The organism is Gordonia bronchialis DSM 43247 (assembly GCF_000024785.1).
In the GTDB taxonomy this organism is placed as follows: domain Bacteria; phylum Actinomycetota; class Actinomycetes; order Mycobacteriales; family Mycobacteriaceae; genus Gordonia; species Gordonia bronchialis.
In genome coordinates this window covers 2,445,826-2,458,508 of record NC_013441.1, presented here as the reverse complement: position 1 = coordinate 2,458,508, position 12,683 = coordinate 2,445,826, and the positions used below count along the sequence as shown (strand labels likewise).

The 12,683-nt window shown below is 69.0% G+C and carries 9 protein-coding genes; 3 read left to right on the top strand and 6 right to left on the bottom strand.

Annotated elements, in window-relative coordinates; translation table 11 throughout:
• Positions 1–122: 122 nt before the first annotated feature.
• Positions 123–1,925 carry an aspartate--tRNA ligase gene (gene aspS, locus GBRO_RS11510; RefSeq protein ID WP_012834114.1) on the bottom strand — a complete coding sequence of 601 codons (1,803 nt, stop codon included), beginning with the start codon at positions 1,923–1,925 and terminating at the stop codon, positions 123–125.
• 174 nt (positions 1,926–2,099) lie between these two features.
• Here aspS and ypfJ point away from each other — a divergent pair, with 174 nt between their 5' ends.
• Positions 2,100–2,954: a KPN_02809 family neutral zinc metallopeptidase gene (ypfJ, locus tag GBRO_RS11505; RefSeq protein WP_012834113.1), complete on the top strand. Its 855-nt coding sequence runs from the start codon at positions 2,100–2,102 to the stop codon at positions 2,952–2,954.
• A complete protein-coding gene (locus tag GBRO_RS11500) occupies positions 2,951–4,618 on the top strand; it encodes a DUF885 domain-containing protein (protein WP_012834112.1) in 1,668 nt (555 codons plus the stop codon). The genes ypfJ and GBRO_RS11500 overlap by 4 nt, the downstream gene beginning before the upstream one ends.
• Before the next feature lie 75 nt (positions 4,619–4,693).
• Here GBRO_RS11500 and hisS read toward each other — a convergent pair whose 3' ends face one another.
• Positions 4,694–5,959, bottom strand: coding sequence for a histidine--tRNA ligase (gene hisS / locus GBRO_RS11495; RefSeq protein WP_012834111.1), 1,266 nt, complete (start codon positions 5,957–5,959; stop codon positions 4,694–4,696).
• Entirely contained in the window at positions 5,956–6,687 is a 732-nt protein-coding gene (locus GBRO_RS11490) for an MBL fold metallo-hydrolase (RefSeq protein WP_041920444.1), read from the bottom strand. The genes hisS and GBRO_RS11490 overlap by 4 nt, the downstream gene beginning before the upstream one ends.
• Before the next feature lie 132 nt (positions 6,688–6,819).
• Between GBRO_RS11490 and GBRO_RS11485 the strand changes: the two genes are divergently transcribed.
• On the top strand, positions 6,820–7,926 hold the full coding sequence (locus GBRO_RS11485; protein ID WP_370452898.1) for a peptidylprolyl isomerase: 1,107 nt from the start codon (positions 6,820–6,822) through the stop codon (positions 7,924–7,926).
• Between the two features lie 31 nt (positions 7,927–7,957).
• Here the strand turns inward: GBRO_RS11485 and GBRO_RS11480 are convergent, their stop codons facing one another.
• From GBRO_RS11480 to GBRO_RS11470, 3 genes are all read right to left on the bottom strand, one after another.
• Complete coding sequence (locus GBRO_RS11480; RefSeq protein WP_012834108.1) at positions 7,958–10,330, bottom strand: RelA/SpoT family protein; 2,373 nt, start codon at positions 10,328–10,330, stop codon at positions 7,958–7,960.
• Positions 10,331–10,444: 114 nt separating this feature from the next.
• Positions 10,445–11,020: an adenine phosphoribosyltransferase gene (locus GBRO_RS11475; protein ID WP_012834107.1), complete on the bottom strand. Its 576-nt coding sequence runs from the start codon at positions 11,018–11,020 to the stop codon at positions 10,445–10,447.
• Positions 11,013–12,680, bottom strand: a complete 1,668-nt coding sequence (locus GBRO_RS11470; protein ID WP_012834106.1) for an ABC transporter substrate-binding protein — start codon at positions 12,678–12,680, stop codon at positions 11,013–11,015. Before GBRO_RS11470 ends, GBRO_RS11475 begins: the two co-directional genes overlap by 8 nt.
• Between the last annotated feature and the right edge of the window lie 3 nt (positions 12,681–12,683).

Genomic DNA, 12,683 nt, shown 5'->3' with positions numbered 1-12,683 from the left:
TGGTCAGAAATCTCATCACAGATGGCCCGGCAGTGCCGGATGGGCGGCGAGCCGGGCGGGCGACGTTCGTCACCCGTCCCGCCCTGGCGCGCTCACCGCGCGATCCGGCCTACCCGTAAGACCTAGCCCGCCGGTTCCGGCGTCGGCTCACTCTTCTTCTCGCGCACCACCGGCTTGGCGTCGATGCCCGATTCCTTGCGCTGCTCGGGGGTGATCGGCGCCGGCGCGTCGGTCAGCGGGTCGACACCACCACCGGACTTCGGGAACGCGATCACCTCACGGATCGACGGTTCACCGGCCAGCAGCGAGACGATGCGATCCCAGCCGAAGGCGATGCCGCCGTGCGGCGGTGCCCCGAAGGCGAAGGCGTCGAGGAGGAACCCGAACTTCTCCTGGGCCTCGTCGTGGCCGATGCCCATGATCTCGAAGACGCGTTCCTGGATCTCCCGGCGATGGATACGGATCGACCCGCCGCCGATCTCGTTGCCGTTGCACACGATGTCGTAGGCGTAGGCCAGCGCGGCACCCGGATCACTCTCGAGGGTGTCCACCGACTCGGGTTTGGGTGCGGTGAACGCGTGATGCACCGCCGTCCAGGCACCGGTTCCGAGCGCCACGTCACCGGATGCGGTGGCGTCGTCGGCCGGTTCGAACAGCGGCGCGTCCACCACCCAGGTGAACGCCCACTCATCATCCTTTATCAGGCCCAGCCGGGACGCGATCTCACCGCGCGCCGCGCCCAGCAGGGCGCGCTGGGCCTTGACCGGCCCGGCCGCGAAGAAGACGCAGTCACCGGGCTGCGCACCGACATGCGCCACGAGCCCGTCGCGTTCGGCGTCGGAGAGGTTCTTGGCGACCGGTCCACCCAGCGTGCCGTCCTCGCCGACGAGCACGTATGCGAGTCCCTTGGCGCCGCGCTGCTTGGCCCATTCCTGCCAGGCGTCGAGCTGGCGACGCGGCTGCGACGCACCACCCGGCATGACGACGGCACCCACGTAGGGCGCCTGGAACACGCGGAACGGGGTGTCGGCGAAGAATTCGGTGCATTCCACCAGTTCGATGCCGAACCGCAGATCCGGCTTGTCCGAACCGAATCGACGCATCGCGTCGGCGTAGGTCATCCGCGGGATCGGGGTGGTGATCTCCACGCCGATCAGCTTCCACAGGGCGGCGACCACCTCTTCGGCGAGCGCGATCACGTCGTCCTGGTCGACGAAGCTCATCTCGATGTCGAGCTGGGTGAACTCGGGTTGCCGGTCGGCGCGGAAGTCCTCGTCGCGATAGCACCGCGCGATCTGGTAGTACCGCTCCATGCCGGCGACCATGAGCAGCTGCTTGAACAGCTGCGGACTCTGCGGCAACGCATAGAACGTGCCAGGCTGCAGACGCGCCGGGACCAGGAAGTCACGGGCACCCTCGGGCGTCGAGCGGGTCAGGGTGGGGGTCTCGATCTCCACGAAGTCGTGGGCGGCGAGCACCCCGCGGGCGGCGGCGTTGACCTTCGAGCGCAGCCGGATCGCGGCGCTCGGGGCGTCGCGGCGCAGATCGAGGTAGCGGTAGCGCAGCCGCGTCTCCTCGCCCGGCGACTCGTCGAGCTGGAACGGCAGCGGTGCCGACTCGTTGAGGACCTCGAGTGCGGTGGCGTTGATCTCCACCTCACCCGACGCCAGGTTCGGGTTCTCGCTGCCGTCGGGACGCACCTCCACCACGCCGGTCACCGCGACGCAGAACTCGGCACGCAGCCGATGTGCGGCGGCAGCCACGGTCTCATCGCGGAACACCACCTGCACCAGCCCGGTGGAGTCGCGCAGGTCGATGAAGACCACACCGCCGTGGTCTCGACGCCGCGCCACCCAGCCGGCGACGGTGACGGTCTGCGTCGCGTCGGCGCGACGAAGCGAACCTGCGGAATGCGTGCGGAGCACAGAAGGGTCCTTCCCGGAGTGAACAGCTACCGATGCGGCGCGCGCAGCCTGCGACGGCGCGCCGGTCTCTGATGCAATGGTGCCCCATCGGCCCGTCCGCCCCGCACCCGGCCACCCGCCCGCGGTGGCGCCGATAGCCACAGCCAACGGGTTCGCGCATGCCAGAATCAACGGGTGACCTTCCAAGGCAGCGGTTCGATCGGCAGCGGCAACGTCACCGGTGGCGGGGGTGGCGGCGGTGGCGGGCGCATCGCGCTCGGCGGTGGTGCCGGTCTGATCATCACCATCGTGGCGCTGTTGTTCGGGGTGAACCCCGGTCAGATCATGGGCGGCGGCACCACCACACAGAACACCACCGGGTCTGCCCAGATCCAGCAGCACATCGATTCATGCACCTACGAGATGGCCAATCAGGGCGACGAGATCTGCCGCATCGTGGCGACCACCAAGAGCCTCGACACCATCTGGCCCACTCTCTACAGCCGGTACACGGCACCCAAGACGAACATCTTCTCCGGGTCGGTGAACACCGGGTGCGGTGCCGCGACGTCGGCGACCGGGCCGTTCTACTGCCCTGCCGACCAGACCGTCTACATCGATCCGTCCTTCTTCTCCGAGGTCCTGGTGGGCCAGCTCGGCGGCAGCGACGACGCCCTGTCCCAGGAGTACGTCGTGGCCCACGAATACGGGCACCACGTGCAGAATCTCACCGGCGCCCTGCAGCACGGACAGGGCAGCAACGCCGGATCGGTGCGGATCGAATTGCAGGCGGACTGTTACGCGGGGGTGTGGGCCAACCACGCCGACGACGGCACCGGCGACGCGCTGCTCAAGCCGCTCACCGCCGAGGACATCGAGCGCGTCGGGCAGACCGCACGGGCCATCGGTGACGACTCGATCCAGGGGGCCAACTCCAACAAGGAGGGCTGGACCCACGGGTCGGCGGCACAGCGGTCCCGCTGGTTCGGCATCGGGTACCAGTACGGCGACATGAACAAGTGCGACACCTTCGCCGTCAGCAACCCGTGACCGGCCCGACCCGTGTCGCCAGCCCCATCGACAGGATCGCCGAGAACCATCTGAATCGGACGGCCGCACTCGATCCGGTGTTCGCGACCGAGATCGGGTTGCCCGGCCACGACCATCTGCTCACCGATTTCTCGGCCGGCGCGGTCGCCGAACGCGCCGGCATCGCCGCCGACACCCTCGCGGCGCTCGCCGCCGCGCCTGTCACCGACCACGTCGATGACGTCACCGTCGCCACCATGAGTGCGGCGCTGCGCCGCGAGGTCGCCCTGTCCGACGCCGGCGAACTCACCGGCGTCTGCAATGTCATCGCCTCGCCGCTGCAGGCGGTGCGCGACATCTTCGACCTCATGTCCACCGACACACCCGAGCAGCGAGCCGTCTTCGTCGAACGTCTCGCCGCGGTCCCCGCCTGCCTCGACACCGTGCTCGACGGGCTGGCACACCGTCGGCGACACGGTCCACCGACCGCCCGACGACAGGTCGAGCACGTGGCCGAACAGGCAACCGGCGCGGCCGCGGCCATCGCGGTCAACACCGCCACCATCGTCGACGACCCCGACCTCGCCGAACCGCTCGCCCGGGCCGTCAGCGCGGCGAGCGACGCCTTCGGCCGGTTCGCCGAGCACCTGCGCTCCGTCGTCGCGCCCGACGCCGTCCTCGACGACGGCATCGGACGCGATCGCTACCGGCTGCACCTGCCGGTCTATCTCGGCGCCGACGTCGACCCCGACGAGGCCTACCACTGGGCGCTGGGGCGCCTCGAGGCGATCATCGACGAGCAACGGCGGATCGCCGCCGACCTGGTACCCGACGGCACGGTGTCCGACGCCCTCGCACACCTGGATACGTTGCCGCAGTATCAGATCCACGACCGCAACGCCTTCGTGGAGTGGATGCAGGCCACCTCCGACGCGGCGGTGACCGGGCTCGCCGGCCGGCACTTCGACATCCCGGAGCGACTCACCCGGCTGGAGTGCCGCCTCGCGCCGTCGTCCACCGGGATCATCTACTACACGCAGCCGACGGCCGACCTGTCCCGGCCCGGCCGGATGTGGTGGTCGGTGCCGCCGGGTCATGCCACCTTCCACACCTGGCGGGAGAAGACCACCGTCTATCACGAGGGCGTACCCGGCCATCACCTGCAGCTCGGCGCCGCGATCGTCGATCCGGACCTCAACGCGTGGCGCAAACTCGCGTCCTTCACGTCCGGGCACGGGGAAGGTTGGGCGCTCTACGCCGAGCGGCTGATGGCCGAACTCGGGTGGCTCGATGATCCCGGTGATCGGATGGGCATGCTGGACGGCCAACGCTTCCGGGCCGCCCGGGTGGTCGTGGACATCGGGGTGCACTGCGCGCTGCCCGCACCGGACGCACTCGGTGGCGGGGTGTGGGACGCCGAGAAGGCGTGGGCCTTCCTGAGCTCGTCGGTCGCGATGGACCCCGCCGTACTGCGTTTCGAACTCGACCGCTACCTCGGCTGGCCGGGTCAGGCGCCGTCGTACGCGCTCGGTCAGCGGGTGTGGGAGCAGACCCGAACGGCCGCGCTCGCCGCACACCCCGACTGGTCGCTCAAGGAGTTCCACACTCGCGCACTGGCTCTCGGTGGTGTGACCCTGGACGTCCTGGCAGCCGAGATGACACGGACAGCGACGGGAGGGCTGTGATGGATGGTTCGGTGATCGGCCCGAGCAGTTGGGCCGGCGGGCCCAGCTGATCGACGATCGACCAGTGCCCGCCGATCAGCCCAGCAGGCGTTGGACCTGACCGACCACATCGTCGATGCAGACCTGCTGCTGCACACCGTCGGTCAGATTCTTGACCTCCACGACGCGTTGCTCGATCTCCCGATCCCCCAGCACCAGTGCGATCTTCGCGCCGGAGCGGTCGGCCGCCTTCATCGCGCCCTTCAGCCCGCGATCGCCGTAGGCGAGGTCGACGCTGATCCCGGCGGCCCGCAATTGTCCTGCGACACCGACCAATTCCGCTTTGGCGGCCGTCCCGAGCGGCACGCCGAACACCTGGCAGCGGGCCGCCTCGGTCCCGGCCACCCCTTCGGCCTCCAACGCCAGCATGGTGCGGTCGACGCCGAGCCCGAAGCCGATGCCGGAGAGGTCCTGTTTGCCGCCGAGCTGGCGCATCAGACCGTCGTAGCGTCCGCCACCCCCGATCCCCGACTGCGCGCCGAGGCCATCGTGCACGAACTCGAAGGTGGTCTTGGTGTAGTAATCGAGTCCGCGGACGAGGCGCGAATTGAGTTCGTAGGGCACGCCGAGACGGTCGAGGTGGGCCAGCACCAGCTCGAAGTGGGCGCGCGCGTCGTCGGAGAGGTAGTCGATCAGCAGCGGTGCGTCCGCGGTGGCGGCCTTGATCTCCGGGCGTTTGTCGTCGAGCACCCGCAGCGGATTGAGTTGCGCCCGCTGCCGTGTCGGTTCGTCGAGATCGAGGCCGAAGAGGAACTGCTGCAACGCCTCCCGGTATCGGGGCCGGCTCTCGTCGTCACCCAGCGACGTGATCTCCAGCCGGAACCCGGACAGCCCGAGGCGCCGGTAGCCCTCGTCGGCGACCGCGATCACCTCGGCGTCGAGTGCGGGGTCGTCGACACCGATGGCCTCCACCCCCACCTGCTGCAGCTGGCGGTACCGGCCGGTCTGCGGCTTCTCGTAGCGGAAGAACGGGCCCGCGTAGCTGAGCTTGACCGGCAGCTGGCCGCGGTCGAGACCGTGCTGGATGACCGCGCGCATCACGCCCGCGGTGCCCTCCGGACGCAGGGTGACCGAGCGGTCGCCGCGGTCGGCGAAGGTGTACATCTCCTTGCTGACCACATCCGTGGATTCGCCGACGCCCCGGGCGAACAGCGCCGTGTCCTCGAAGACCGGCAGTTCGATGTGTCCGTAGCCGGCGCGTCGTGCCGCGTCGGTGAGGGTGTCGCGTACCCGGCGGAAGTCCGCCGACGCCGGCGGGTAGTAGTCGGGAATGCCCCGCGGCGCCTGGAAGCCCTGGCTCACAGTCCGAATCGTCCCTTCGTGGTCGGGGTGCCGGGCAGATCCACCAAGAACGGGTTGGTGGCGCGCTCGGCACCGATCGAGGTCTGCGGGCCGTGCCCGGGCAGCACCTGGGTGTGATCGGGCAGCGGCAACAACTTGGCCGCGATCGACTCGAGCAGCTGCTCGTGGCTGCCGCCGGGCAGATCGGTCCGCCCGATCGACCCGGCAAACAGTACGTCACCGGAGAAGCAGACCGGAACCGTCGTCGGCTCCCCATCGGACCCCGCTTCCGGCGTCTCGATATCGACGTCGAGCCCGAGCAGCACCGAGCCCTGCGTGTGGCCGGGCGCGAGGTCGACGGTGAACCGCAGGCCGGCGACGTCGACGGGCTCACCGTCGACGAAGTCGATCACCTTTTCCGGTTCCCGGAAACTCAGATCACCCAGCATCGGGCCGAGCGCCCGGCCGAGGCCCTGCGCCGGGTCGGCCAGCATCGGACGATCGGCGGTGTGGATGTAGGCGGGGATCGAATACTCGTCGCAGAGTTCCTGCGCATTCCACGTGTGGTCGAGGTGGCCGTGGGTCAGCAGGACGGCGACCGGCGTCAGATCGTGCTCGGCGAGCAACTCACGCACCCGTGGCGCCGCATCCTGGCCCGGGTCGATGATGACCGCATCCGATCCCGCCCCGGACGCGACGATGTAGCAGTTCGTCTGGAACATCCCCGCGGCGAATCCGGTGATCAACATGCCGACCATTCTGTCATTCGACCCGGTGCGCGACGTTCTCAGGCAGTGCTGGCAGACTGCATGGGGTGTCGGGCGCCACTGCCCGGGCATGGCGCATGGCATCAGAACGGCATCAGGGAGGGCGGAAACAGCGTGTCGAGCAACAAAGAGCCCAGCGATTCGGCCGAGCCCAAGGATCAGCTGGACCCCGAAGGTCCCGACAGCGACAGTTCCGGAAGCGAATCAGCCACCACCGACGACACCGTGTCGCTCGACAAGGACGCGGCCGACGCTGCTGAGACAGACGCTGGGGCCACGCCCCGCGAACTCTCCAACACCGAGCGTCGCGAAGCGGCCAAACGCAAACTGCAGGAACGCCTCGACGCCGAGGCGCAGGCCCGCAAGAAGCGCAAGATCATCATCTCCGCGGTTTCCGCGGCGGTCGTCGTAGCGATCGTCGGTACGGCGACGTACTTCATCGTCGACAAGATCCAGACCGATCGGTTCAACGCGGCGCACAAGGACTGCACCTACACCGACCTGTCCAATGAGCTGCGGACCGTGCCGGTCAAACCGCCGCAGGGCGTCGACCCCAGCCAGTACGCGCTCTACGACTCGTATCAGAAGCAGACCAACGAGGCGGTGCGGCTCGGACAGAAGAATCTACGCAGCTCGCCGAAGCCCGACGACAAGCAGCTCAATTCCGGCACCGTCGCCGCGGTGTTCACCACCAATCAGGGCGCGATCCCGGTCACCCTGGACCGCAAGTCGGCGCCGTGTAACACCGGTGCGATGATCTCGCTGATCGACAACGGCTTCTACAACAACACCCCGTGCCATCGGATGACGGGCAGCGAAGCGCTCAAGGTGCTGCAGTGCGGCGATCCCACCGGCACCGGGCAGAGCGGTCCGGGCTGGGCCAGCCCCGACGAGCTGCCCACCGACCTGCAGCCACCGGCGAACAACCCCTACGGCGGCCAGCAGGGCGGACCGGTCGTCTATCCGCGTGGCACCATCGCGATCGCGAACAGCAACAATGAGCAGCAGGGCACGTCCAACACCGGGTCGAGCCAGTTCTTCTTCGTCATCGCCGACAGCCAGCTGGCACCCAACTACACGGTGGTCGGCAAGGTCGACGAGGCCGGGCTCGCGGTGCTCGACAAGATCTACAAGGGCGGCATCATCCCCGGTCCCACCGGTCAGGCCGAGGACGGACGACCCAAGCTCCCCGTCACGATCGAGAACGCCAGCACCGACTGACGTACCTGGCGTCACCTCGGCATGAAACGCCTCAGGCGGCCGAGGTGACGCGGTACACGTCGTAGACGCCTTCGACGTTGCGCACCACGTTCAGGACGTGGCCGAGGTGTTTGGGATCACCCATCTCGAAGGTGAACTTGCTGATCGCCACGCGGTCGCGGCTGGTGGTCACCGACGCCGACAGGATGTTGACCCGCTCGTCGGCGAGCACCTTGGTCACGTCGGACAACAGCCGGTGCCGGTCGAGTGCCTCCACCTGGATCGCGACGAGGAACACCGACTCGGCCGACGGGACCCAGGTCACATCGATGATGCGCTCGGATTGTGCGCGCAGTGATTCGGCGTTGGTGCAGTCGGTGCGGTGCACGCTGATCCCACCGCCCCGGGTGACGAAACCGAGGATCTCGTCGCCCGGTACCGGCGTACAGCACTTGGCCAGCTTGATCACCACGTTGTCGACGCCCTCGACGACCACGCCGGCGTCGCCGCCCTGTCGCGCGCGGGTCGGCATGGTCGACGGGGTGGATCGTTCGGCGATCTCCTCGGCGGCGTCGTCGATGCCACCGAGCGCCGCCACCAGTCGGTTGACCACATGCCGTGCCGAGACGTGATTCTCGCCGACCGCGGTGTAGAGAGCGGTCACGTCGGTATAGCGAAGCTCTTTGGCGATCGCCGCCATCGATTCCGCACTCATCAGGCGCTGCAGGGGCAGGCCGCCGCGGCGGACCTCCTTGACGATCGCGTCCTTGCCGGCCTCCAGCGCTTCTTCGCGGCGTTCCTTGGCGAACCACTGACGGATCTTCGCCTTGGCGCGTGGCGAGACGACGAAGCCCTGCCAGTCCCGGGACGGACCGGCGTTGGGCGCCTTGGAGGTGAACACCTCCACCCTCTCGCCGTTCTCCAGCTGCCGTTCCAGCGCGACGAGTCGACCGTTGACCCGGGCACCGATACAGCGGTGACCGACCTCGGTGTGCACCGCGTAGGCGAAGTCCACCGGGGTCGACCCGGCGGGCAGGGTGATCACGTCCCCCTTGGGGGTGAACACGAAGATCTCGCGGACCGCAAGGTCGTAGCGTAACGACTCCAGGAATTCGCCCGGGTCGGCGGCCTCCCGCTGCCAGTCGAGGAGCTGGCGCATCCAGGCCATCTCGTCGATCTCGGTGCTGTCGGTACGACGGCCCTTCCGGTCCTTGTAGCCGCTCTCCTTGTACCGCCAGTGCGCGGCGATGCCGAACTCGGCGGTCCGGTGCATCTCGTGGGTGCGGATCTGCACCTCCAGCGGTTTGCCCTCCGGACCGATCACCGTGGTGTGCAGCGACTGGTACACCCCGAACCGCGGCTGCGCGATGTAGTCCTTGAAGCGGCCGGCCATCGGCTGCCACAACGAGTGCACCACGCCGACCGCGGCATAGCAGTCGCGGACCTCGTCGCACAGGATGCGCATGCCGACCAGGTCATGGATGTCGTCGAAGTCGCGTCCCTTGACGATCATCTTCTGATAGATCGACCAGTAGTGCTTGGGCCGGCCCTCCACTGTCGCGCTGATCCGGGCCGCCGACAACGCATTGTTGATGTCGGCCCGGACGCGGGCCAGATAGGTGTCCCGCGATGGTGCCCGGTCGGCGACCAGCCGCACGATCTCCTCGTAGCGTTTGGGATGCAGGATCGCGAAGGACAGGTCCTCGAGTTCCCACTTCACCGTCGCCATACCAAGTCGATGAGCAAGCGGCGCAATGACTTCCAGCGTCTCACGGGCCTTGCGGGCCTGCTTCTCCGGCGGCAGGAAACGCATCGTGCGCATGTTGTGCAGGCGGTCGGCGACCTTGATCACCAAGACCCGCGGATCCCGCGCCATCGCGATGATCATCTTGCGGATGGTCTCGGCCTCGGCGGCGCTGCCGAGCGCCACCTTGTCGAGTTTGGTGACGCCGTCGACGAGATGGGCCACCTCCGCGCCGAAGTCCTTCTCGAGCTGATCGAGGGTGTACCCGGTGTCCTCGACGGTGTCATGCAGCAGCGCCGCGACCAGCGTGGTGGTGTCCATCCCGAGATCGGCGAGAATCGTCGCCACCGCCAGCGGGTGGGTGATGTAGGGGTCGCCCGACTTGCGGTTCTGACCGCGGTGACGTTCCTCGGCGACGTCGTAGGCGTGCTGCAGTAGTGCGACGTCGGCCTTCGGGTAGATCTCCCGGTGCAGGGTGACGAGGGGCTCGAGGACCGGGCGCACCTGCGAGCGGGTGGCCGTCATCCGGCGCGCGAGTCGGGCGCGCACGCGTCGCGACGCCGACGACGTCTGGGTCGCGGTCGCGCGGGCCGGTTCGGTATCGGTGCGGCCGTCGGCGGCGGACGGCCGGGCGGGAGTCTGCGGCACGTCGCGTCGTGCCGTATCGGGTTCGTCGGCCATCGACGTCCTCCTTCCGCTGTGATCCGGTGCCGAGACCGGGTGGACGTCGGCGATCAGTCCAGTCTATTCGGCCGGATCCGCCGCGCGCGCCGGGTCGCGCTCAGGGGTACCGAGTCAGTCCACCGCGACCGCATGCACCGGCACCGCGGGCCCGAGGCCGCGAGCGATAGTGCCGCGACCGTCGAGGTCACCGAGTTCCATGATCACCGCGACGCCGATCACCTCGGCACCGGCGCGCTCGAGGAGTTCGGCGGCGGCGACCGCGGTGCCACCGGTGGCGAGGACGTCGTCGACGAGCAGGACACGCAACCCGGTCAGATCGATGCCATCGGCCGGGATCTCCAGACTGGCTGTCCCGTATTCCAGGGTGTAAGACACCGACGTGACCGGCGGTGGCAGTTTGCCACCCTTGCGGACGGCCAGCACCCCGACGCCGAGTTCACGGGCGACTGCCCCGCCGAGCAGGAACCCGCGCGCGTCGATACCAGCAACGAGATCGACCTCCCGGCACCCGTGGGTCAGTGCGGTGACGATGGCCGCGAGTCCCTCGGGGTCGGCGAGCACCGGCGTGAGGTCCTTGAACGCGATGCCCGGGCTCGGGAAATCCGGCACCCGCCGCGCATGCAGTTCGATCGCCGCACGCGCACGTGTCAGCGCCTGCCCCGTCGTCTCGTCGGCCAGCTCAGCCATCAACCGTCCACCGATCCATGTTCCAGCCGGTCCCGCTGCGGGCGAGTCCGGCGACGACGTTACCCACCCGATCATTCCACCGTTGCACGCGCGGGGCAGCGAACAGCGGGATCGACGGCACCGCCGTCCAGGCCGCGTTCTCGATCACACGGATCAGCGGGAGCTGATCGGTCGGCGACGAGACAACCGCGAGCTGGTCGATGGCCCGGCTGACCTGGGGGTCCCGGAAGCCGCCGAGGTCCGCCGGGTCGCCGCCGCGCAGCGAGTACGCGTCACGGGCCGGGTCGGCCGCCCCGGCCGCGGCAAACGAGGTGCCACCGGCCACCACCAGCGCGTCGAGGCTCGTACCGAGGTCACCGGGGGCGATCCGATCGCTGGAGGCGTCCACGACGGTGATCCCGGCGCCGGCGCACGCCTCGGCGATGGCCGCCACCATCTGCTGCCAGCGGGCGGTCGGCGCGACGTAGCCGATGCGCACGGTCACCTTTGCGGAACCGTGTTGCTCGAGCAGCGCCCGGGCGCGGGCGGGGTCGGGGCGCTGATACGCGCGCCCGAAGTCGTTGTTGATCTGACCGGCCAGGTTGTCGGCCGGGGCCAGCAGCCGCTGATTCCACATCCGCGCCCCCTGCCCGAACCGGCGGGCGAGCCCTTCACGTGGCATGCACGACGCAAAGGCCTGACGCACCCGCACATCGCCGAAGACGCCGCGCGTGGCGAGCACCAGTTCCTCGACGGCGAGCGCGCGTGCCGGGTTCGCCGCGCCATGGGTACCGGCGACGTCCCCGTCGATCATTCCCGCGGTGACGTCGGCGATGTCGAAGCGGCCCTCCGGCAGCCGGCGGGTGGCGTCGGTACCGCGTCCCCAGACGACGATCCGGGCGGTCTTGGGCCGCTCACCCCACCACTTGTCGTTGGCCACCAGCACGAGCCCGTCGGTACGGGAGTAGCGGTCCACGCGATACGGGCCCGACGACGGCAGACGTGTCTCGTCGACCGGCCCGGGAACCAGCGGGAATCCCTCGTTCCACGCCTTGGCGATGCGCGCGATGACGGCGTCGTTGCCGGCCCGGATCGGGTCGATGACGTCGGCGATCCCGGCGTCGTGGGCCACCACGTGCGCGGGCAGCATGGTGCCGGCTCCGAACAGCGACGCCCAGTCCCGGTAGTCGCGGCCCGGTTTGAACGTCACCGTCGCGGTCCGCTCCCCCGCGGCGCACTCGACGGAGTCGATGTCGCGGTACCCCGCGGTGGTGGCGGGTGTGAATCCACGGAACCGGCCGCTCATCGCGGCCCAGGCCAGCAACAGATCATCGCAGTCGAGGGCCACGCCGTCGGAGAACGCGGCCTCCGGGACGAATTCGTAGCGCAGGGTGAGCCGGTCACCGTCCAGACGGGTCACCGACCCGACGTCGCGATCCGGGATGACCTGGCCGGCGGCGCCCAGCAGGCTGAAACCGGGCAGCAAACGACCGGTGACCATGAGTGCGCCGTCGGCGTTGCCCGACACGGTGTTCGCGTTGTAGGTGGTGATCCGGGCGTCGACGAGATAGTCGACGGTAGGTGGTCCGTCGTCGCCGCAGGCGGTCAGCAGACCGGCCGCGAAGGCGACGGCGACGGTCGACGCCAGGGCTCGGATGAACGTCCGGGACCTCGTGAGCACCTG

Bases quoted from the DNA above. Each gene is read 5' to 3' on its own strand.
- GBRO_RS11490 (WP_041920444.1), bottom strand. From the start codon at position 6,687: ATGTTGATCACCGGATTCGCCGCGGGGATGTTCCAGACGAACTGCTAC.
- GBRO_RS11480 (WP_012834108.1), bottom strand. From the start codon at position 10,330: ATGGCCGACGAACCCGATACGGCACGACGCGACGTGCCGCAGACTCCC.
- GBRO_RS11475 (WP_012834107.1), bottom strand. From the start codon at position 11,020: ATGGCTGAGCTGGCCGACGAGACGACGGGGCAGGCGCTGACACGTGCG.